The 22,832-nt window shown below is 61.8% G+C and carries 19 protein-coding genes; all 19 read left to right on the top strand.

What is annotated here, in order from left to right; all coding sequences use genetic code 11:
• Positions 1–5 precede the first annotated feature (5 nt).
• The 19 genes from sdhB (at position 6) to carB (ending at position 22,756) form a co-directional block, all read left to right on the top strand.
• Positions 6–755 carry a succinate dehydrogenase iron-sulfur subunit gene (sdhB, locus tag VJX68_RS06930; protein WP_324094941.1) on the top strand — a complete coding sequence of 250 codons (750 nt, stop codon included), beginning with the start codon at positions 6–8 and terminating at the stop codon, positions 753–755.
• 20 nt (positions 756–775) lie between these two features.
• On the top strand, positions 776–1,939 hold the full coding sequence (sucC, locus tag VJX68_RS06925; RefSeq protein ID WP_324094940.1) for an ADP-forming succinate--CoA ligase subunit beta: 1,164 nt from the start codon (positions 776–778) through the stop codon (positions 1,937–1,939).
• Positions 1,940–1,948: 9 nt separating this feature from the next.
• On the top strand, positions 1,949–2,827 hold the full coding sequence (sucD, locus tag VJX68_RS06920; RefSeq protein ID WP_324094939.1) for a succinate--CoA ligase subunit alpha: 879 nt from the start codon (positions 1,949–1,951) through the stop codon (positions 2,825–2,827).
• Between the two features lie 4 nt (positions 2,828–2,831).
• A complete protein-coding gene (gene ndk, locus VJX68_RS06915; RefSeq protein ID WP_324094938.1) occupies positions 2,832–3,248 on the top strand; it encodes a nucleoside-diphosphate kinase in 417 nt (138 codons plus the stop codon).
• 49 nt (positions 3,249–3,297) lie between these two features.
• The gene (gene rlmN / locus VJX68_RS06910) at positions 3,298–4,371 is read left to right on the top strand and encodes a dual-specificity RNA methyltransferase RlmN (RefSeq protein ID WP_324094937.1); all 1,074 of its coding nucleotides are present in this window, start codon (positions 3,298–3,300) and stop codon (positions 4,369–4,371) included.
• Positions 4,372–4,387: 16 nt separating this feature from the next.
• Positions 4,388–5,251, top strand: a complete 864-nt coding sequence (mtnP, locus tag VJX68_RS06905; RefSeq protein ID WP_324094936.1) for an S-methyl-5'-thioadenosine phosphorylase — start codon at positions 4,388–4,390, stop codon at positions 5,249–5,251.
• 38 nt (positions 5,252–5,289) lie between these two features.
• The gene (locus VJX68_RS06900) at positions 5,290–6,213 is read left to right on the top strand and encodes a PfkB family carbohydrate kinase (RefSeq protein ID WP_324094935.1); all 924 of its coding nucleotides are present in this window, start codon (positions 5,290–5,292) and stop codon (positions 6,211–6,213) included.
• Positions 6,198–7,136 (top strand): glycosyltransferase family 2 protein, encoded by a 939-nt coding sequence (locus VJX68_RS06895; protein WP_324094934.1) that lies wholly within the window; start codon positions 6,198–6,200, stop codon positions 7,134–7,136. The genes VJX68_RS06900 and VJX68_RS06895 overlap by 16 nt, the downstream gene beginning before the upstream one ends.
• Positions 7,137–7,301: 165 nt before the next feature.
• Positions 7,302–8,609 carry a UDP-glucose dehydrogenase family protein gene (locus tag VJX68_RS06890; protein WP_324094933.1) on the top strand — a complete coding sequence of 436 codons (1,308 nt, stop codon included), beginning with the start codon at positions 7,302–7,304 and terminating at the stop codon, positions 8,607–8,609.
• A 15-nt stretch (positions 8,610–8,624) separates the two neighbouring features.
• The gene (locus tag VJX68_RS06885; RefSeq protein ID WP_324094932.1) at positions 8,625–9,566 is read left to right on the top strand and encodes an NAD-dependent epimerase/dehydratase family protein; all 942 of its coding nucleotides are present in this window, start codon (positions 8,625–8,627) and stop codon (positions 9,564–9,566) included.
• Between the two features lies 1 nt (position 9,567).
• Positions 9,568–11,370, top strand: a complete 1,803-nt coding sequence (gene lepA, locus VJX68_RS06880) for a translation elongation factor 4 (protein WP_324094931.1) — start codon at positions 9,568–9,570, stop codon at positions 11,368–11,370.
• 112 nt (positions 11,371–11,482) lie between these two features.
• The gene (lepB, locus tag VJX68_RS06875) at positions 11,483–12,127 is read left to right on the top strand and encodes a signal peptidase I (RefSeq protein ID WP_414643461.1); all 645 of its coding nucleotides are present in this window, start codon (positions 11,483–11,485) and stop codon (positions 12,125–12,127) included.
• Between the two features lie 18 nt (positions 12,128–12,145).
• Positions 12,146–12,745: a flavin monoamine oxidase family protein gene (locus VJX68_RS06870; protein ID WP_324094929.1), complete on the top strand. Its 600-nt coding sequence runs from the start codon at positions 12,146–12,148 to the stop codon at positions 12,743–12,745.
• A gap of 202 nt (positions 12,746–12,947) precedes the next feature.
• On the top strand, positions 12,948–14,273 hold the full coding sequence (locus VJX68_RS06865) for an MFS transporter (protein ID WP_324094928.1): 1,326 nt from the start codon (positions 12,948–12,950) through the stop codon (positions 14,271–14,273).
• Positions 14,274–14,432: 159 nt separating this feature from the next.
• Positions 14,433–14,981, top strand: coding sequence for a bifunctional pyr operon transcriptional regulator/uracil phosphoribosyltransferase PyrR (gene pyrR, locus VJX68_RS06860; RefSeq protein WP_324094927.1), 549 nt, complete (start codon positions 14,433–14,435; stop codon positions 14,979–14,981).
• A gap of 38 nt (positions 14,982–15,019) precedes the next feature.
• The gene (locus VJX68_RS06855; RefSeq protein ID WP_324094926.1) at positions 15,020–16,966 is read left to right on the top strand and encodes an aspartate carbamoyltransferase catalytic subunit; all 1,947 of its coding nucleotides are present in this window, start codon (positions 15,020–15,022) and stop codon (positions 16,964–16,966) included.
• Entirely contained in the window at positions 16,963–18,321 is a 1,359-nt protein-coding gene (locus VJX68_RS06850; protein WP_324094925.1) for a dihydroorotase, read from the top strand. Before VJX68_RS06855 ends, VJX68_RS06850 begins: the two co-directional genes overlap by 4 nt.
• A 7-nt stretch (positions 18,322–18,328) precedes the next feature.
• Entirely contained in the window at positions 18,329–19,534 is a 1,206-nt protein-coding gene (carA, locus tag VJX68_RS06845) for a glutamine-hydrolyzing carbamoyl-phosphate synthase small subunit (RefSeq protein WP_324094924.1), read from the top strand.
• 15 nt (positions 19,535–19,549) lie between these two features.
• The gene (gene carB / locus VJX68_RS06840) at positions 19,550–22,756 is read left to right on the top strand and encodes a carbamoyl-phosphate synthase large subunit (RefSeq protein WP_324094923.1); all 3,207 of its coding nucleotides are present in this window, start codon (positions 19,550–19,552) and stop codon (positions 22,754–22,756) included.
• Positions 22,757–22,832 lie beyond the last annotated feature (76 nt).

Raw genomic sequence — 22,832 nt, 5'->3', positions numbered from 1 at the left:
TCGCAGTGCCAGAACAGACGCAAGTCTTGAGAATCAAGCGCCAGGAATCGCCAAACTCCGAGCCTTACTACGAGGAGTTCGAGATTCCGTACCTGGCGCATCACAACATCATCTCGATGCTGATGGAGATTCGGCGCAACCCGGTCACGCGCCAGGGCAAGCGCGTCGCGCCGGTGGTGTTCGACGCCAACTGTCTCGAGGAAGTTTGCGGCTCGTGCACGATGGTGATCAACGGGCGTGTGCGCCAGGGATGCTCGCAGTTGGCCGACAGTCTCAACGGCCCGGTGACGATCGAGCCGATGTCGAAGTTCCCGGTGATCCGCGACTTGTGGGTCGATCGATCGAAGATGTTCGACTACCTGAAGAAGGCGCACGCGTGGATCCCGATCGACGGGACTTACGATCTTGGCCCGGGCCCGCGAATTGCGCCGTCGGTACAGGAGTTCGCGTACTTGTTCTCGCGATGCATGACTTGCGGATGCTGCCTCGAAGCGTGCCCGCAAGTTAACTCGCATTCGAAGTTCATGGGCGCCGCGGTGATCGGACAGGTTTATCTGATGAGCCAGCATCCGACGGGCAAGATGAACCTGGACGAGCGGCTGGACGCGATGATGTCGGAGGGCGGCGTCGCCGATTGCGGCAATGCGCAGAACTGCGTCGAGGTTTGCCCCAAGGAAATCCCGCTCACGACCGCAATCGGCGCGGTGGGCCGCCAGACGTCGATCAAGTGGCTCCGCGACCTCTTCATGAAGTGAGTTGGCACCGGGGTAGCTGAATGAACATCCACGAATATCAAGCGAAGCAGATTCTCGGGCGCTTCGGCGTTCCCGTTCCCAAGGGACAGTTCGCAACCACACCCGACGAGGCCGCGGCCGCCTTCACGGCGCTGGGCCAGCCGAAGGCCGTCGTCAAGGCGCAGATCCATGCGGGTGGCCGCGGCAAGGCGGGCGGCGTCAAGTTGCTCACGGTCGCGAGCGAGGTGCGCGACTTCGCAGCCAAACTGCTCGGCAAGCCGCTGGTGACTCATCAGACGGGCCCTGAAGGCCGCGTGGTGCGGCGCGTATATATAGAGGAGGCGAGCGACGTCGCTCGCGAGCTTTACCTCGGGATGCTCGTCGATAGAAAGGCGGGAACCGTTTCCGTGATCGCGAGCACCGAAGGCGGCATGGATATCGAGGAAGTCGCCGCGCAGACACCGGAAAAAATTCTCACCGAACAAATCAGTCCGCTGCTTGGCGTATCAGGCTTCCAGGCGCGCAAGATCGCTTTTTCACTGGGCCTCAAGGACAAGCAAGTCGGCCAGTTCGCGACGTTGCTCGCGGCGCTCTACCGCGCATTCGTCGAAACCGACGCGTCGCTCATCGAGATCAACCCGTTGGTGGTGACTAAGGACGGCCGCGTCATCTGCCTCGACGCGAAAATGTCATTCGACGACAACGCGCTGTTCCGCCACGCGGATATCCGCGAGCTGCGCGACGCCAACGAGGAAGATCCCGCCGAGACCGAGGCGGCTAAGTACGACCTGAGCTACGTGCATCTCGACGGCAACATCGGATGCATGGTCAACGGCGCCGGACTCGCGATGGCCACTATGGACATCGTCAAGGTTTACGGCGCCGAGCCGGCCAACTTCCTCGACGTCGGCGGCGGCGCGAGCACCGAGAAGGTCGCAGCCGCGTTTCGCATACTGCTCGCGGACAAGCGCGTCAAAGGAGTGCTGATCAACATCTTCGGCGGCATTATGCGATGCGACGTGCTGGCGCAGGGCGTCGTCGAGGCGGCCAGGCAGGTCAAGCTCAACGTGCCGCTGGTGGTCAGGATGGAAGGCACCAACGTTGTCGAGGGCAAGAAAATTCTCGCCGAGTCGGGCATCAAGGTGATCACCGCCAGCGACATGGCCGACGCCGCCAAGCGCATCGTGAAAGAAATCGGGGCCTAGGATTTTCAGATGAGTATTCTCGTTGATAAAAACTCGCGCGTGCTGACGCAGGGAATTACCGGCGCGACGGGACAGCTCCACACGCGCGCGTGCAAAGAATACGGGACGGAAATGGTCGGCGGCGTCGTACCGGGCAAGGGCGGCACGGACTTCGAGGGCATCCCGATCTTCGACACAGTCGAGCAGGCGCGCAAAGCGACCGGCTGCAATGCGACCGTGATCTATGTGCCGCCGGCGTTCGCCGCCGACGCGATGCTCGAGGCTGTCGCCGCGGGAATCGAGCTCGTCATCTGCATCACCGAAGGCGTGCCGATCCTCGACATGGTCAAAGTGAAGGCGTACATGGCGGGCACCAAGTCGCGCCTGATCGGTCCGAACTGCCCCGGCATCATCACGCCGGGCGAATGCAAAATTGGCATCATGCCGGGTTACATCCACAAGCCGGGCGACATCGGCGTCGTGTCGCGCTCGGGTACGCTAACCTACGAGGCTGTGTATCAATTGACGCAGCTTGGAATCGGACAATCGAGCTGCATCGGAATCGGCGGCGACCCGATCGTCGGCACTGGGCATATCGACGCGCTGAAGTTGTTCAACGGAGATCCAAAAACGCGCGGCGTCATTATGATTGGCGAGATCGGCGGAACGGCCGAAGAAGAGGCCGCCGAATACATAAAGCAATACTTTAAGAAACCGGTGGTCGCGTTTATCGCGGGTCAGACCGCGCCGAAAGGTCGCCGGATGGGCCACGCCGGCGCGATTATTTCAGGCGGTCGCGGCACCGCGGCGGATAAAATCGCGGCGCTCAAGGCGGCCGGCATCACGGTTGCGTCGAGCCCTGCTGATCTCGGCACGACGATGAAATCAGTACTCGAGGGCAAGAAGTAATTCGATGGAACGAACTTTCGCAATCGTCAAGCCCGACGCGGTTCGGCGCGGGCTCACCGGCGACATACTCAAGCGGATCGAAGCGTCGGGGTTGAAGATCGTCGCGCTGCGCAAGATTCATCTGTCGCGGGTTGACGCCGAGAAGTTTTACGACGTGCACAGAGCGCGGCCGTTCTTCAGCGGCCTGTGCGATTACATGACTTCCGGCCCGGTGGTCATACTCGTGCTGCAAGGCGAGGGCGCCATCAGCAAATGGCGTCAGTTGATGGGCGCGACCGATCCCAAAAATGCGGACACCGGCACGATTCGCAAGGACTTCGGAATCGACGTCGAGAAGAACGTCACCCACGGCTCTGACGCGCCTGAGACTGCGGCGCAGGAAATCGCCTTCTTTTTCCCGGCGCGCGAGATTTTGGCGTAGAAACGCCATCCTGCTTTCGCGGCCACGTTTCGATTAGAATAGTTGGGCCGTGAACGAGAATCGCGAACCTTTGCCCGGGGCGGCGCCTGCAAGCGCCGATTTCCGCGACCTGACGCTCGTTGAAGTCGAGCAACTCGTCGCGAACGCGGGCGAACGCTCGTATCGTGCGCGCCAGATTTTGCATTGGGTACATGCTCGCGCCGCCGGGTCGTTCGACGAGATGCGTGATCTGCCGGCTTCGCTTCGAAATTATCTGAAGCAAAGCTTCACCATCGGGCATCCGGTTTCGTCGTTCGTATCGCGTTCATCCGACGGCACGCGAAAACTGCTCATTCGCCTCGATGACGCAGAAGAAATCGAGTCGGTGATTATACCCACCGAAAAGCGCATGACACTCTGCATGTCGAGCCAGGTCGGATGCGCGATGGCCTGCGAATTCTGCGCGACGGCGCGCATGGGACTGCATCGCAACCTCACGTCTTCCGAGATGCTCTCGCAAATCCTTGCCGCCCGACGCGAGCTGGCCGTGGGCGAGGAGCTGACGAACTTTGTTTTCATGGGGATGGGCGAGCCGCTCGCGAATTACCCTCGCCTCGTACGCACGCTCGCGATCATGACCTCGGAGTGGGGGATGGGGATCTCGCCGCGGCGGATCACGGTCTCCACAGTCGGCCTGGTCCCGATGATGGAGCGGCTGCTGAGTGAGACGCCGGTTAATCTGGCGGTGTCGTTGCACGCGACCACCAACGAGCTGCGCGATCGCCTCGCGCCGATCAACAAGCGTTATCCGCTCGAAGTGCTGCTCGACGCGTGCCGCAATCTGCCCATCAAACGCCGCAGCCGCATCACGTTCGAGTACGTGATGCTGGCCGGGGTGAACGATTCAATCGCGGACGCGCGGAGGCTGGTGAAGCTGATCGGGCCGCTGCGCGGCAAGGTGAACCTTATCTTTTACAATCCGCTGCCGGATTCGCCTCTCCGGACCAGTTCGCGCGCTGCGGTGGAGGACTTTCAAGCGATCCTCAAGAACGGCAATTTGACCGCTACAATCCGCGAAAGCCGGGGGCTCGATATTGCGGCGGCATGCGGCCAGCTCTACGCCGAACAGCATATCCCGGCCTGAAAGCGCCAGAAAAAAAATGTTACACAACGTACTTGGAGTGATCGGCGGCAGCGGCTTCTACCAGATGAAGGGGCTGGACAAGGTCGAGTTGATGGAGCTCGAGACGCCCTTCGGCCGGCCTTCGGACCCATTTTACCAGGGACGAATCGGAGAAATCGAAGTCGCGTTTCTCGCGCGTCACGGCCGTGGTCACCGACTTTTGCCGTCGGAAATAAATTTTCGCGCCAATGTTTTCGGGATGAAGCAGCTCGGCGTCACACATCTCGTTTCGGTATCCACGGCCGGCAGCATGAAAGAGGAAATCCATCCAGGCGAATTGGTAGTTCCGAATCAGTTCATCGATCGCACGTTCAAGCGCCCTGAGACTTTCTTCGGTGACGGTTTGGTGGTGCACATTTCGCTCGCCGATCCCGTGTGTGCAACTCTCGCGAGGGATTTGGTTACGGCGGCCCGTTCAGGTGGAACAGTAGTTCACGACGGCGGGACCTACCTCTGCATGGAAGGTCCGCAATTCTCGACGCGCGCCGAGTCGAATCTCTACCGCAGTTTCGGCGCCAGCGTCATCAGCATGACTGCGATGCAGGAAGCGCGGCTCGCGCGCGAGGCCGAGATGTGTTACGCGGCGCTGGTGCTGGTGACCGACTACGACTGCTGGCATGAATCGGTCGCAGCGGTGGATATCGGCGAGATCCTGCGCGTGATGAAACTCAACGTGGACAAGGCGCAGAGTGCGGTGTCGGTGCTGGCGCACACGCTCGGAAATCGTCCACGGACCTGCGCGTGCAAGGATGCGCTCAAGAACACGATCATTACCGATCGCGCGGCAATCCCGCAGCGCTTGATCGACGACCTGCGTCCCTTGGTGGGCAAGTATCTCTAGGACGCTCGAAATCCCAGGACGGTGAAGGTGCAATATAGATGAGTATCGTTGTGGTGGGGTTTCTGGCGTACGACACGGTCGAAACGCCCAACGGCAAAGTCGAGGAAGTGCTGGGTGGCGGCGCCAGCTACTTTTCGATCGCGGCCCGATTTTTTTCGCCGGTCAGCATCGTCGCGGTGGTCGGTTCAGATTTCAAGGCCGAGGATCTGCGGCTTTTCACGGATCGCAATATCGACGTGCGCGGAGTAGCCAAACGCGAGGGCAAGACCACGCGATGGCATGGCCGTTATCACGAAGACATGAATGTGCGCGACACGGTCGCGCTTTCGCTGAATGTCCTCGAGAACTTCACGCCGCAATTGCTGCCGGATCAGTGCCGCGCAGACTATCTGTATCTCGCGCCCAACGATCCGGCGCTTCAGGAACACGTGCTGGACCAGGTGCTCAGTCCCAAAGTCGTCGTGGCCGATCTCTACGACTATTGGATCGAGAACACGCGTCCCGGCCTCGCCAAAGTGCTCGAGCGAATCCAGATACTGCTTTGCAGTGACAACGAAGCGCGCGTGCTCACGGGCGAGCACAACCTGGTGAAGGCGGGACGCGCGATCCTGGAGATGGGGCCGGCCACAGTCCTGATCAAGCGCGGCGAGTATGGCGTGCTTCAGTTCAGCGACGAAGGAATGTTCGCGGTGCCCGCGTATCCATTGGAAGAGGTGGTCGATCCAACCGGCGCGGGAGATACGTTTGCGGGTGCCGTGATGGGATTCCTGGCGCGTCACGGGCGCGTGACGGAATCGTCACTGCGCACGGCGGTCGTATACGGCAGTGTAATGGCGTCATACGTAGTCGAGCGCTTCTCGCTGGAAAGGCTATTGGATCTGACGTGGGAACAAATAGATAGTCGCTATCGAGAGTTTATCAATCTAATCGACTCTCATCATTCGAGATGGACTACTCAGTAGTCATTCCGCTCTACAACGAGCGGGAAAATCTCGCCCCGCTGCATGCGGAGTTAAGCCGCGTGATGCAGAGTCTCGGGCGTGCCTACGAGCTGATATTCGTGGACGACGGCAGCGTCGATGGAAGCCTCGACGCTCTGCGGCAGATCAAGTCCACCGACAACAACGTTCGCGTGATCGCGCTCGCGCGCAACTCTGGACAGACGGCCGCGCTGGTGTGCGGCTTTTCGCGCGCCAACGGCGACGTGATAATCGCGATGGATGGCGACGGGCAAAACGATCCCGCCGACATTCCGCGGCTGCTGGCCAAGCTAGACGAGGGCTACGATTTAGCCAGCGGCTGGCGCACCGAGCGATGGCGGGAGGAACGGTTTACGCGCCGGCTGCCCTCAATGGCTGCAAATTCGCTGATCTCTGCGATGACCGGCGTCAAGCTCCACGACTACGGCTGCACCTTCAAGGCGTACCGGCGGGACCTCGCACGCAGCCTGCAGCTCTACGGCGAGATGCATCGATTTGTCCCGGCGATTGCGGCGGAGCAAGGCGCGCGAATCGCGGAAGTGGAGATCGGATTTCGACCGCGCCGCGCAGGAATCTCGAAGTACGGACTGTGGCGCATCGTTCGTACGCTGCTGGACCTTATCACCGTTAAATTTCTTTCCGGCTATTCCACCGCGCCGATACAAGTGTTCGGCTTGATCGGAATAATCCTCGGCGGACTCGGCAGCCTGTGGACCTTCATCCTGGTGCTGGAGAAAATACTACTAGGACGCGAACTGGGTAATCGCCCAGCGCTGCTGTTGGCAGTGTTGTTGGTAGTCGTCGGAGTACAGTTTGTGAGTATTGGACTGCTCGGCGAGATGCTGGCGCGCACCTATCACGAATCGCAGGGCAAGCCGATCTACGTAATCAAGGAAGAATTCTAGCAGGCGGTTGAAAAAGTAATTTTCAACGCCTGCTCCCTCTCTCTTGTCTCCCCCAAAGGGGGAGATGTTAAAGGTAAGAAGACATCTTTCACGCAGGATGTTGAAAGGCTTGAAGTCGAAGACGACAATTGACCGAATTTTTCAACATCCTGCCAGGGGCTATCGATGAACATCGCAGTCGTGGGGAGCGGATACGTCGGACTGGTGAGCGGCACCTGCTATGCCGAAAGCGGCAACGAAGTATTCTGCGTTGACATCGATAAGAATCGAATCGCGCAGCTTTGCGAGGGCAAGATCCCCATCTATGAGCCGGGACTCGAAGAACTGGTGCGCCGCAACGTAAAGGAAGGCCGGCTTCACTTCACCACCGATATCGGCGACGCGATCAAGCAGTCGATGGTCTCGTACATCGCCGTCGGGACTCCGATGAGCGCGTCGGGTGCGGCGGACTTGACCGCGATCTTCAAGGCGGCTGAGGACATCGCCAAAGCGATCACCGGCTATCACATCGTGGTTGTTAAGAGCACGGTCCCGGTCGGCACCAACGATCGGGTGCGGGAAATTGTTGGGAAATTCGCCAAGCATCGCGCCGATGTATGCTCGGTTCCGGAGTTTCTCAAGGAAGGTTCCGCGATAGAAGACTTCATGCGGCCGGACCGCGTCGTCATTGGCAGCCTTAGCGAGCAGGCGACCGCGGTCCTGAGAGAAATTCACAATCCCTTCGTGCGCACCGACAATCCGATTCTGGTGATGGATCCACGCTCGGCGGAACTGACCAAGTACGCGTCCAACGCGATGCTCGCGATGCGCATCTCGTTCATCAACGAGATGGCGAATCTGTGCGACGCGGTCGGCGCCGACATCAACGCCGTTCGCCGCGGACTCGGAACGGACAAGCGCATCGGCTCGTCGTTTCTGTTTCCGGGCATCGGTTACGGCGGTTCATGCTTTCCCAAGGACGTGCAGGCGGTGATCCATACCGCGGGCGAGCACAACCTGGATTTTGCGCTTTTGCGTGCGGCGGAAGCGGTGAATGCCCGGCAGAAGCGGCTGATTCCAGCGCGCGTGAAGCAGCATTTCGGAGAGAATCTCAGCGGCCGAACCTTCGCGATCTGGGGGCTTGCCTTCAAGCCGCGCACGGACGACATGCGTGAAGCGCCGTCGCTGGTCGTGATCGAAGAACTCCTGCAGGCGGGTGCGAAGTGCCGCTTGCACGATCCCGAAGCGTTGGAAAATGCGCGCAAGATTTTTTGCGATCGCGTCACCTACCACAAGACCAACTACGAGGCGCTCAAGGACGCCGACGCGCTGCTGATTCTGACCGAGTGGAACGAGTTCCGGCATCCCAACTTCCAGCGCATCAAGGCCGAGCTGAAAGAGCCGGTGATATTCGATGGCCGGAACCTGTATGATCCAGATCTGATGAAGGCGCTCGAGCTGCGGTATTACTCAGTCGGGCGCCACCCGGTTTAGGACAAGGACACTTCGATGAGAATCATGGTGACCGGCGGTGCCGGCTTTATCGGCTCGCACACGGTGGACGCGCTGGTCGGGTCCGGCGCGGGCGAGGTCTCGGTGCTCGACGATTTTTCCACCGGCAAGCGCCATCAGGTGAATGCGAAAGCCACGCTCTATCAGACCGATCTGCGCGACGCCGCCGCGGTTGCGTCGGTCCTCGAGAAGGCGCGGCCCGAAATCATTTTCCATCTCGCGGCGCAGATGGATGTGCGGCGCTCGGTGGCGGATCCCGCGTTCGACGCGCAAGTGAACGTGGTCGGCTTTCTCAACCTGATCGAGTCGGCGCGCAAACACGGCCTAAAGCGCGTGGTCTTTTCGTCGACCGGCGGCGCGATTTACGGCGAGCAGGACGAGTTCCCGTGCACGGAAGATCATCCGACACGCCCGGTGAGTCCGTACGGCGTCGCCAAGCTTGCGACCGAAGCATATTTGTTCTTTTACAAGGTCGAATACGGAATCGACTACCTGGCGCTGCGGTTCGGCAACGTTTACGGCCCGCGCCAGGACCCGCACGGCGAAGCGGGCGTGGTCGCGATCTTCTGCGGCAAAATCCTCGAGGGCCAGCCCGTGACGATCTACGGCGATGGCACGCAGACGCGCGACTACGTTTACGTCGGCGACGTGGTGCGGGCCGTGATCGCGTCGGGAAAATCGAGCGCGTCGGGACTCGCGCTCAACATCGGCACCGGCCTCGAGACTAACGTGAACGATCTCTATTCCACCCTCGCGAGCATCGCCGATTTCCCGACCAAGGCCGAGCATGCCGCGGCCCGTCCCGGCGAGCAGAAGCGCTCGGTCATCTCGCCGGCGCGCGCGGAAAAGGAACTTGGATGGCGTCCGGAAAAAAAGCTCGCCGACGGGCTCGAAGAGACGTTCAAATATTTCAAGCAGCAACGCGCCCGTTCGAGTTGAAATGACCGAAGCCGCCTCGATTCGTAATTTTTCGATTATCGCGCATATCGATCACGGTAAGTCTACGCTCGCCGATCGGATCCTCGAGCGCACCGGTGCGCTCACGATGCGCGAGTCGAAGGACCAGTTCCTCGACTCGATGGACCTCGAGCGCGAGCGCGGCATCACGATCAAGGCGCGCTCGGTGCGCCTCAACTACACGGCCAAAGATGGCAAGGGCTACGTCCTCAACTTGATCGACACTCCCGGCCACGTCGATTTCGCCTACGAAGTTTCCCGCAGCCTGGCCGCGTGCGAGGGCGCGCTGCTGGTGGTCGACGCGAGCCAGGGCGTCGAGGCGCAGACGCTCGCCAACGTCTATCTCGCGCTCGATCACGGGCTCGAAATTATTCCGGTAATCAACAAAATCGATCTGCCTGGTGCGGACATCGAACGCACCAAACAGCAAATCGAGGAAATCATCGGGCTCGACGCCTCCGAAGCGATTCTCACCAGCGCCAAGGAGGGCATCGGCATCGACGACGTGCTCGAAGCGATCGTCGCGCGAATCCCCGCGCCCAAGCCGACCGACGAGAGTGCTGTTCGCGCGCTCATCTTCGACAGTTGGTACGACGTGTACGAGGGCGTGATCGGCCTGGTCCGCGTCTTTGGCGGCGAGCTCCGCGTCGGCATGAAAGTTCGCCTGATGGGCACCGATAAGCTGGGCGAGGTGATGCGCCTGGGGCATTTCACGCCGCACGAGCGCGCCACGAACGCGCTCGGCCCGGGCGAGGTCGGCTTCGTCGTGGCGAATATCAAAACCGTCGCGGACATGCGCGTGGGCGACACGATTACCGACGCGGACAATCCCGCGTTCGCGCCGCTGCCGGGCTTCAAAGAATTGAAGCCGATGGTGTTCGCGGGGCTGTATCCGACCGAGGCGAATCAGTACGGTGCGCTGCGCGACGCGATCGAAAAGCTGCGCCTCAACGACGCGAGCCTCATCTGCGAGCCCGAGACTTCGCAGGCGCTCGGCTTCGGCTTTCGCGCCGGCTTCCTCGGCCTGTTGCACATGGAGATCGCGCAGGAGCGTCTCGAGCGCGAATTCGGCATCAGCCTAATCGTCACCGCGCCGACGGTCGCCTACCAGGTGCGCACCGTTTCCGGCGAGCTGATGACGGTGGACAATCCCGCGCATCTGCCCGACGAGAACACCATCGAGGCGATCGAGGAGCCGTTCATCCTCACGTCTATCCACATGCCCGAAGAGTACCTGGGCGCCGTGATGAAACTGTGCGAGGACCGCCGCGGCATTCAGCGCGATTTGCGCTTCCTCGGCGAGAAGCGCGTCATCCTGCACTACGAGCTGCCGTTGGCTGAAATCGTCTTCGACTTTTACGATCGGCTGAAATCGGTGAGCCGCGGTTACGCGTCGCTGGACTACGAGTTTCTGGACTTTCGTGCCGGGCCTCTGGTTAAATTGGACATTCGAATTAACGGCGAGGTGGTGGACGCGCTTTCGATAATCGTGCATCGCGACAAGGCTTACGAACGGGGCCGGGCGTTGTGCGAGAAAATGCGCGAGCTGATTCCACGCCAGATGTTCGAAGTCGCGATTCAAGCCGCGATCGGCGCCAAGATTATCGCGCGCGAATCCGTTAAGGCGCTGCGCAAGAACGTCACCGCCAAGTGTTACGGCGGCGATATCACGCGGAAACGCAAGCTGCTCGAGAAGCAAAAGGAAGGCAAGAAGCGGATGAAACAGGTCGGGCGGGTCGAGATTCCGCAGGAGGCTTTTCTGGCCCTGCTCAAGGTCGGGGAGTAGGGCAGTCGTGGCCGAACCAGCGCGCAACATTTCCAAAGTACAGCCGCTCAACGCCCGCGAGGCCGATCGCGCGCCCGCGCAGAAGTCCGTCGCGCGCGAGTATGGCGAGGCGATGTTCATCGCGCTCGTGCTCGCGATTTTCATCCGCACCTTCTTCGTTCAGGCTTACAAAATTCCGTCGGGCTCGATGGAACCGACGCTGCTCATCGGCGACCACATCCTCGTCAACAAGATTATTTTCGGGCTGCGGATGCCCGACTCGATTTTCGGCCTCGAGATTCCAGGCCTCCCGCTCGGCCAGTATGTTTTTCATCTCGAGCCGGTCCAGCGCGGCGACGTCGTCGTGTTCGTCTTTCCACCCGACCGCACCAAGGACTTCATCAAGCGCGTGGTCGGCGTCGCCGGAGATACTGTCGCGGTGAAGAACGGTGTCGTATGGCTCAACGGTTCGGCGATGGACGACCCGCATGCGCATCGCGAGGTCGCCGACAACGATCGCTCTCCCATCTCGCCGCGCGACAACTTCGGCCCCGTGACCGTGCCGTCCGGCAAGCTGTTCATGATGGGCGACAATCGCGATCGCAGTTACGACAGCCGTTTCTGGGGCTTTGTCGATGTGAACGATGTTGAAGGACGCGCCACGATCATTTATTTGCCCTGGAATGAGGAGAAAGCCGACGGCGCCTCGACACTCAGCGACCTGCTGTTGTGGTTCGAGTACATCAGATGGGATCGCATCGGCATGCTCGTGCACTAGTTTGAAGAGGAGCATCAGGTGGCGGACGAAGCGGTGAACCGGATTGGCGCGATCCTCGAAGAGCTCGGGGCGCGCTTCGACCTTGTGGTCGAGGCGGTGTCGGGTTTCGGCGGTCGCCTCGACACGCTGCGCGACGAGATCTTCGGGCAGTTCGCGGAAGTCGGCGGCCAAATTCGGTTCCTGTCGGAGCAGATTGCGGAGAATCGACGAAACATCGTCGCCGCGCGCGACGATCTCGGCGCCGAGATGATCCGGCTGGGCGAGGCGCTCGGCAAAGCGCGCATCGAGTTCCGCGACGAGCTGGTCGCGGCCGAGAGAGGACTCCGGGGCGAATTTGCCGCGCGCGCCGTTGAGATCCGCGAAGAAGCCGCGCGCGCGGTGTCATCGACCGGCGACCAGGCCGTGGCTTCAGGCAGCGAGACAACGAAGATTCTCAAGCGCGAAATCGCAGCGGCAACCGAGATGGCCGCAAAGAAAATCGCCACCGAACTCAAGCAAACCAGCAAATCGCTCGCCAACCTCGCCCGCAAGTTCGACCGCTTCGACGATCGGATTACGGTTCAAACCCGAGACCAGGATCAACGCCTGCGCAAGCTCGAACGCAAGCGCGGCGCCTAATTCGCGTCACCCTCTAGTGGACGCGCACCATATTGCGGTGTGCGAAGTCAAAATTAGCTGAATGGTGTCACTCCGGTAACACGTCGCAGGTGGTGTATCACCGGAGGCGGTGTCAATTTCGAGGGAGTTCTGAGCGGAGGACTATGTTGATTAACGTGGAACGCGTGCGACCGGACGCGTCGCCTGCGCGCGAAGAGCTCGCGTGACTGCAATTGCCCGGCCTGACTCGCGTTCGACCGCCAACGTCGATGGAGCTTCGCGCGGGCCTGGTGAGCAGGAGGCCGCGCCGAACAGTCGCCCGCTGGTCCGTTCAATCGCGCGCGTGCTCGCCTTCAACGGCTTCACGATGTCGATCAACGGCATCGGCGCACCCTGGATCGCGAAGAGCTTTCACCTTGGCGAGCCGGGAATCGCGGGACTGTTTGCGTGGATTTCGCTCTCGGCCCTCGGCGCGCTGGGACTCTCGCGGATGATCGATCGGCTGGGACGCCGCCGGATGCTGCTGGTGTGCATGGCCGGCACTGCCGTTAGCGCGCTCGCCGCCGCGTTTTCGACCAACATCGCGGCGTTCGTGCTGTGCGAGATCGCGCTCTACGCCTTCATCGGCGCGACGGTCGCCAGCGGTGTCGTGATCCTGGCCGAGGAACTCCCGATAGAGGAGCGTGCGCGGGGGCAAAGCTGGGGCGGGCTGGGGATGGGTCTCGGTGGCGGGCTGTGCCTGATCATGATGCCGATGGTGGCGAGTCGTTACTCGTGGCGATGGATGCTGGTGCTGGCCTCGGTGATGGGAGTCGCAGGGTTGAGGAGGGCCGCCAAAGTCATCCCGGAGAGTGGCCGCTGGCAACACGCCGCCGAGAGCGGCACAACTTCGGCCAGCAGCTTCTACGACGCGTTCGGACCGCTCTATCGACGCCGCGCGATCACGATACTGATCTGCTCGTTGCTGGGCACCATTGCGGCGGTCGCGGCCAGCAGTTGGGCGTACTTTCACCTGGTCTCGGTCGTGGGCTTGGCGCCGCGCGCCGCCAGCGGCTTGATGCTGGTCGGAGGCGGCGTCGGAATGCTCGGATTTCCGCTCGGCGCGCGAGGCTGCGAGCGTTACGGCCGCATCCCGACGATCTTCGTTGCGGGCCTGTTGACCGGTCTCGGCGCGCTCGCCTTCTATTGGGGTCCTCCGGCGCACTTGGGTCTTCGCTGGCTATGGATCGAGGTTACCTATTGCTGTTTCACCGCCGGCCTGAGCGCGGGGCAGGTGGGCGGCAATTCGCTGGCGACCGAACTTTTTCCGACCGCGATCCGGGGCGCGATGATGGGCTGGTTCTCGCTGGTCGGCGCGGCCGCCGCGGTCTCCGCTCAGACGCTGATCGCGGTTTTCGCCGCACGCCTTGGCGGTCTGTCGATCGTAGTCGGATACCTGAGCCTGCTCGCGATCCCCAACGCGATCATCGTCGCGCTCCTGCTCCCCGAAACGCGCGGCCTCTCGCTTGAAGCCGCCGCTATGGAAGAGGCCTTCGAGAACTCGCAGTAGCGTCTCGCTCTCGCGCGCGGGGTTGACGCAAATCCTTTGTGATCGTAAATTCTAGTCAGCCTTTAATCCGCTACTGAGATAGCGAAAAGGAAAGACAATGAAAGTGTATGTTTCCGGACCCGGCTGTTTTCGCAGCCGGGATTTTTTTTGGGCCTCGCGATGAGCGGCGCAACCAACGTCGCTCTCGACGCCGCCCAGGTCGGGCGTTCCGTCAAGCGGATCGCGATGGAAATAGCGGAGCGTAACGGCGGCCTCGACAACGTCGTGCTCGTCGGAATCGTTCGCCGCGGCGCTACCCTCGCCGAGCGCATCGCGCGCGAATTGCGCGCCAACGGCAAGCGCGAGGTCCCCGTCGGCACGCTGGACATCTCGTCCTATCGTGACGACGGCAAGGGCCTGCCCGGCGACCCGCGGCTGATCGGCCGTGATATTCCGTTCTCGCTCGACGCCAAGCGCGTCGTTCTCGTCGACGACGTGCTCTACACCGGGCGAACCGTGCGCGCCGCGCTCGACGCGATCTCCGACTTGGGCCGCGCCGAATCGGTTCAGCTCGCGGTTTTGGTCGATCGCGGAGAGCGCGAGCTGCCGATTCGCGCCGACTACGTCGGCAAGAACATCCAGGCCCCGCGCGGCCAGCGCGTTTACGTGCGGCTCACGGAAATCGACGGCGCGGACGCGGTCGTGATTGGAAACACAAACGGAAAATGAGGTCGAACGCGCGCGCTCGATGCGCGACGAACGCTAAAGTGTCACGCCTGGCAAAATTTGACGTCGTTTCGATCGAGGACCTCGAGACCTCGGACATCGAACGCGTGTTTGCACTCGCCGACGGATTTGCCTCCCAGCTCGAACGCGGCGAACAGATCACGACCGCCGCCGGCCTCATCATGGCCACGCTGTTTTACGAACCTTCGACGCGCACGCGCCTCAGCTTCGAGTCTTCGATGCATCGCCTCGGCGGCGCTGTAATCAGCTCGGCCGACATGCAGGCGAGCTCCGCCGCCAAGGGCGAGAGCCTCGCCGACACCGTGCGCGTCGTCGCGGGCTATGCAGACATGATCGTGCTGCGCCATCCTCATGACGGTGCCGCGCGCGTTGCCGCCGAATACGCGCCGTGCCCCGTGCTCAATGCGGGTGACGGCAGCCGCGAGCATCCCACGCAGACGCTGTGCGATCTCTACATCCTCCGCAAAAAGAAGGGCCATCTGAAGGGACTCACCGTCGCGCTGTGCGGCGACTTGAAATTTGGCCGCACGGTTCACTCGCTTATCTACGCGCTCGCGCGTTTCGGTGCGAATATCGTTGCCGTCCCCACCGGAGGGATGGACGTTCCCGATTACGTTCTCGAGCGGCTCGCCGCCGAGCGCAACTACAGCTTCTCGACTGTCACGATGGATGAACTGAAGTCGTTGGCGGGCGGGCTCGACGCTTTATATCTGACCCCCAGCGCGCCGCATCAGATGGCGCTCTTCACTGGCAACGACGCCCTACGAAAAATTCCTGCGAGCGCGCCGCCGGCCGCCCTCGACGCGTTCTACGTCACGCGCCTGCAGAAGGAGCGCATGTCGGGGAAGGAAGCCGGCAGTGCCGACTACGTCCGCTTCGACGCGCGCGCGCTTCGCACGAGCCGCACGCATGAAGCCGTCGTGATGCATCCGCTGCCGCGCACCAGCGAGCTCGCGTACGAGCTCGACACCGATCCGCGCGCCGTCTACTTCGAGCAGGCCGCCGCCGGCGTCCCCGTGCGCATGGCGCTGATAGCGTGGCTGATGGAAAAAGCCGACGCCGCATCTGCCGGTCCGCGGCCAGTGGCCGAACCGATTCGCTTCAAAGCGGAACCTCCGCCGCGATGCGCCAATTTGAATTGCATCACGCGATTCGAGGGCGCCTATCTTGCTCCGCGCTTCACGCTGGGGCGCAGCGCGGATACCACCGTGCTCGCGCTGAAGTGCGACTACTGCGAACGAGAACTGAAGATTGAATACGTCGGCCACGCCCGCTCGCATCGCTACTATCGCTTCGACGAAAACCTGCAAGGCTATGTCCGCCAATGGATTGAAGAAGGCTCGCTGGCCGTATTCGACAGCGTGAAGCAGGCCGAGGAAGGCGGCTACGAACCTTACAAGCGTGGCCCTCAGCGCGAAATCATGAACGAAGAGGAAGTCGTTCGCGCGATCGAATCGCTCGCCGACCAGGTTATCGCCGACATCCACGACATGCCGGGAGTGTCGATCGTAGGCGTCGTCAGTCGCGGCGCGATGCTCGCGCTTAGGCTGCGCGACCTGATCGGATCGAAGACCAAAGTCCTGCCGCCGTGCGCGGCGCTCGATGTGTACAAACCGGATGACGCGTTGCATCCGATCGACGGGGCCGAGAATTTCAACGTCGAAGACCGCACCATAATCCTCGTTGACGACGTGATTAACAGTGGCTGGACCGCGCAGCGCGCGATGGCGACGATCTGGCAGCGCGGGCGTCCGGCAGCGGTCAAACTTGCGGTGTTGATCGATCGCGGGCACCGCGCCGTCCCGATTCGGCCAAACTATGTCGGCAAAAACATTCCGACCTCCCGCACAGAGCGCGTGCAGGTGCGCCTCGGGGCGGCGGGTAGCGATCCGAAAGCCAAACTGCGCGACCACGTAACGATCTACTCAATCGTCGAACCGCTGAAAGAACCCGAGGCGGCGCATTGAACTTAATCCTGCTGAAAGGAGGACGCGTGATCGATCCCGCGAACGCAATCGACGGGCAGTATGACGTCCTAGTGCGCGATGGCGAGATCGCTGCGGTCGAACGGGCCGGGGTTCTGATGAATTTGCCCGAGGTAACTGTAATCGACCTGAGCGGATACTGGATCGTGCCCGGCCTGATCGATCCGCACGTACATTTGCGCGACCCCGGCTTCCCCGAAAAGGAAACGATCCCGACGGGCCTGCGCGCCGCCGCGGCAGGCGGCTTCACGACCGTCGCGGCAATGGCGAACACGTCGCCCGTCAACGACAATCCGGCGACGACGCGCTACATGCTCGATCGCGCCCGCGAGGCCCACTCGGCGCGGCTGGTGCCGGTCTCCGCGGTCACGCAAGGACTTCGCGGTGTCGAGCCGGTGGATTTCGCCGCGATGCTTGAAGCGGGTGCGCGACTGTTTTCCGACGACGGGATTCCGATCGACGATGCGATGGTCCTGTCGCGTGCGTTGGATGAAACGAAGCGGCTGGGATACGCGGTTTCGCTGCATGAAGAAGATCGCGCGCTGTCATGCAACGGAGCAGTAAATGCCGGCGCGGTGTCGAAGCAACTGGGCGTCAGCGGCTACACTGATTCGGCGGAATCGCAACGCGTGCGGCGCGATCTCGCGCTGGCGATCGGCTCAGGTGCTGCCGTTCATGTCGCCCACGTGTCCACGGCCGAGTCGCTCGAGCTCATCCGCGCTGCGCGGCGGCATGGCGCGCACGTCACTTGCGAAGTTACTCCCCATCATTTCACTTTGGACGAAAGTGCGGCGATGATCTGGGGAACGAATGCGAAGATGAATCCTCCGCTGCGAAGTCACGGCGACGTCGAAGACCTGCATGCTGCGATTCGCGACGGCATTATCGACATGATTGCGTCAGACCACGCGCCGCATGATCCCGCTTCCAAGAGGATGCCGCGGCTCGGCGCCTATTTCGGTCCGGGACATCCAGTGCCGCAGCTTGATCATGAGAGCGCGGAGGAATTCGCTCATGCGGCGAACGGAGTCGTCGGCCTCGAGACATCGCTAGGGCTGGCGCTTCAGCTGGTGTATCGAGCGTTGATCCAGCCTGCGCGATTGGTTGAGATGATGTCGCTGAATCCGGCCGCGTTGTTGCGGTTGGAGGCCGGGACGCTTGCGGAGGGTGCCATTGCGGACATCACGGTGATCGATCCGAATCTCGAATGGACCGTCGAGCCGGAAAAGTTTCTGTCAAAGAGCCGCAACACTCCGTTCGCGGGGATGCGGCTGAAGGGCAGGGCGGTCCTGACTATTGTTGTGGGCGAAATCGTTTACGACGGGAGGAAGGCGTAGCGGAGCGATGAGCAAAGGGCGCGAAGCGATTCTGGCGCTGGCCGATGGGCGAATTTTCCGCGGACGCGCGTTCGGCGCGGTCGGCGAGGCCGTCGGCGAAGCGGTCTTCAACACCGCGATGACCGGCTATCAGGAAGTGCTGACGGACCCGTCGTACAAGGGCCAACTGGTCTGCATGACCTATCCGGAAATCGGCAACGTCGGAATCAACGCGGAGGACGCGGAGTCGCGGCGTGTGTACGTCGAGGGTTTCATCGTCAAGGAATATTGGGAGCGGCCATCGAACTGGCGCTCGGAGATGCCGCTTGGAAAATACCTGGAAGATGCGGGTGTGGTGGGTATCGAAGGGATAGACACGCGCGCGCTGGTGCGGCATCTGCGGACGCGCGGCGCGCAGGAAGCCGTGATTTCAAGCGTCGATCTGGACGCCGATTCGCTGGTGCGCAAGGCCAAAGCGTCGCCCGGATTAGTTGGCCGCGATCTCGTCAAGGGGGTCACGTCCGCCGAGGTTTACGATTGGGACTTCGGCGATTGGAAGTTGGGCAGTGGCCATGTTCGCGTGAGTCATGAGGCGATGCGCGACGCACCGGCAATTGTCGCGCTCGACTACGGAATCAAGCTGAACATTCTCCGCCGGCTGGTCGCGACCGGCTTTCGCGTCAAGGTGATCCCGGCGGCTTCAACCGCAGCACAGATACTCGCGCACAACCCCGATGGAGTTTTCCTGTCGAATGGGCCCGGCGATCCTGCGGCGCTGCCGTACGCTTACAGAGCCATCGCGGGCGTTTTGGGCAAGAAGCCGGTGTTCGGCATCTGTTTGGGGCATCAGCTTCTGGGGCTGGCGCTGGGCGGCAAGACCTACAAGCTTGATTTCGGGCATCATGGCGCTAATCATCCCGTGATGGATCTGCGGACGCGGCGCGTCGAGATCACCTCGCAGAACCATGGCTTCGCGGTCAATGACGAGTCGTTGAAAGGACGCGCGAAACTTTCGCATCTGAACCTGAACGACAACACCGTCGAAGGATTGCAAGGAACCGGGGTGCCGTTTTTTTCCGTGCAGTACCATCCCGAGGCGTCGCCGGGGCCGCATGATTCGAGCTACCTGTTTGCGCGATTTCGGAAACTCGTTGAAACGTTCCCTCGTTACGGCGCAGAGGCGCTGGAGCGAATCATTGCGGCTGAGGCATCGGCGCAATCACAAATTTCATAAATCGGGATCATCAAGTTGCCGCTTCGTAAAGACCTGAAATCGGTGTTGTTGATTGGCTCGGGGCCAATCGTTATCGGACAGGCGTGCGAGTTCGATTACTCGGGTACGCAGGCGGTCAAAGCGCTGCGCGAAGAAGGACTGCGGTTGATCCTCGTCAACTCGAATCCGGCCACGATCATGACCGACCCGGAACTGGCGGATCGCACCTATATCGAGCCTATGACGGTCGCGGTGCTCGCGAAGATCATCGAACGCGAGCGTCCCGACGCCATCCTGCCGACGGTTGGCGGACAGACCGCGCTGAACCTCGCGCTCGAGCTTGCCGAGGCGGGCGTACTCGATCGATTCAAGTGCGAACTGATCGGCGCGAAGCTCGACGCGATCAAGAAGGCCGAGGATCGCGACCTGTTCAAACAGGCGATGCTGAAAATCGGGCTCGAGGTGCCGCGGTCCGCGATAGCGCGGTCGATGGCGGATGCCGAGCGAGTACTGGGGGAGCTGGGCCTGCCCGTAATCATTCGGCCGTCGCGGACGCTCGGCGGCACCGGCGGTTCGATCGCGCGCGAACTCGGCGACTATCGCGCCAGGGTGGCGTACGGACTCGAACAATCGCCGAGCCACGAAGTGTTGGTCGAGCAATCGGTCGAAGGGTGGAAGGAATTCGAGCTCGAGGTGATGCGCGACACCGCCGACAACGTCGTGATCATCTGCTCGATTGAGAACCTCGATCCGATGGGCGTGCATACGGGCGACTCGATCACGGTGGCGCCCGCGCAGACGCTGACCGACAAGGAATACCAGCTCATGCGCGACGCCGCGATTCGGATCATCCGCGAAATCGGCGTCGACACCGGCGGCTCGAACATCCAGTTTGCGATCGAACCTACGACCGGACGGATGGTCGTCATTGAGATGAACCCGCGCGTCTCGCGCAGCTCGGCGCTGGCGTCGAAGGCTACCGGATTTCCAATCGCCAAGATCGCCGCGCGGCTGGCGGTCGGCTACCGGCTCGACGAGATTCCCAACGACATCACGCGCATGACGCCGTCGTGCTTCGAGCCGACGATTGACTACGTGGTGACCAAGATTCCGCGTTTCACATTCGAGAAATTTCGTGGCGCGGCCGACGAGCTGGGCCCGCAGATGAAGTCGGTCGGCGAAGCGATGGCGATTGGGCGGACCTTCAGGGAGTCCCTGCAAAAGGCGTTGCGCTCGCTCGAAATCGGATCGCACGGGCTGGAGAGCGAGCTTTCAGAGCCGCCGAGCGCGCGCGCGATTGCGCAAATCCGGGCCCAGGTCGCGATGCCGAGCAGCCATCGGCTGTACCATCTGGCGGACGCGCTCCGGCTGGGCATCACTCGCGCGGAAGCTTACGAGCTCAGTAAGATCGATCCCTGGTTTATCGACGCAGTCGCGAATCTGGTGGCGGAGGAAAAGCGTGTCGCGCGCGAGCCGCTCGGCGCGGCGTACTTCCGCGAGTTCAAGCCGATGGGATTTTCCGACCGGCGAATCGCGGACCTGCGCGGGCTCGATGAAGCTGCGGTGACATCCGCGCGCCGCGACGCCGGAGTGATGCCGGTTTTCAAATCGGTGGATACGTGCGGGGCGGAATTCGAAGCGTTCACTCCCTACCTCTACTCGACCTACGAAGGCGAGGATGAAGCGCCGCCGACCGCTCGCAAGAAAGTGATCATCCTGGGTGGCGGCCCGAACCGGATAGGGCAGGGGATCGAATTGGACTACTGCTGCGTGCACGCGAGCATGGCGCTCAAGGACACCGGCTTCGAAACGATCATGGTCAACTGCAACCCGGAGACGGTCTCGACCGACTACGATATTTCGGATCGATTGTACTTCGAGCCGCTGACGTTCGAGGACGTGATGGCGATTGCGGAGCGCGAGCGTCCGGTCGGCGTGATCGTGCAGTTCGGAGGGCAGACGCCGCTCAAGCTCGCGGTGCCGCTGGCGCGGGCGGGGGTACCGATCCTCGGGACGACGCCAGATGCGATAGACCGCGCGGAGGATCGAGAGCGGTTCAACGCGATGGTCGCGCGGCTGAAACTCAGGCAACCGGAAGGAGTGCTGGCGCGCGGCCTCGACGATGCTGTGGCAGGCGCGTCGAAGGTCGGGTACCCGGTGCTGATCCGGCCGTCGTACGTGCTTGGCGGACGCGCGATGGAAGTGATCCCGAACGAGGAAGAGCTGCGACGATACGTGACGCACGCTCTGCAAGCCTCAGAGCGGCATCCGCTATTGATCGATCGTTATCTGCAAGGCGCAATCGAAGTCGATGTGGACGCGATTTCCGACGGCGAGATTGTCGTGGTCGGCGGAATAATGGAGCACGTCGAGCACGCGGGAATCCATTCGGGGGACAGCGCATGCGCGCTGCCACCGACCACGCTTAGCGCCGCGCTACAGCAAGAGCTGATCAGGCAGACGAAAATGCTGGCGCGGGAACTCGGCGTGATCGGACTGATTAACATTCAGTACGCGATTTACGGCGGCGAGGTATATATCCTGGAAGTGAATCCGCGGGCGTCGCGCACGATTCCGTTCGTCAGCAAGGCGATCGGCGTGCCTTTGGCTAAGTACGCGGCGCTCGTGATGGCGGGGAAGAAGCTCAGCGAGATCGGGTTCGCGACGGAACGAGTGCCGGCTTACGTCGCGGTCAAGGAGTCGGTGTTTCCGTTCGGGCGATTCCCGGGCGTCGACACGATCCTGGGCCCGGAGATGAAATCGACCGGCGAGGTGATGGGAATCGACACGACGTTCGCAATGGCGTTTGCCAAGGCGGAGCTGGCGGCGTCGTCGAATCTGCCCAATGCGGGGCTCGTCTTTATCAGCGTGCGCGACGAAGACAAGCGATACCTCGAGCCGATCGCGCGCGGGCTGGTTGCGATGGGATTTGATCTGATCGCGACGCGCGGCACCGCGAGTCACATTCGAAATCTCGGGCTCAAGTGCGAAGGCGTCAACAAGGTGCTCCAAGGCAGCCCGCATATTGTCGATGCGATGAATAATGGGCGAGTCGCGATGGTCGTCAACACCCCCGACGCGAGCGGCACCAAAGACTCCTTCTCGATTCGGCGCACCGCGCTCGAATTGCGGCTACCGTATTTCACGACGATGGCGGGTGCGAAGGCGGCAGTCGAGGGGATTTTTGCGTTGAAGCATGAAAAGTTCGAGGTGCGCGCGCTGCAGGATTATCATCGGGGATAGCGGCGGTGATCGGCCCCGAACCCTCAGCTAGCCTCTCGCGTAAAGTAACCGCCCAAAGATCAGAGCGCGGGGTTCT

Source organism: Binatus sp. (SeqCode), from assembly GCF_035272065.1.
In the GTDB taxonomy this organism is placed as follows: Bacteria; Desulfobacterota; Binatia; order Binatales; family Binataceae; genus Binatus.
Note: the sequence above shows the minus strand (reverse complement) of the source record. Positions and strands in the feature narration are given on the sequence as shown.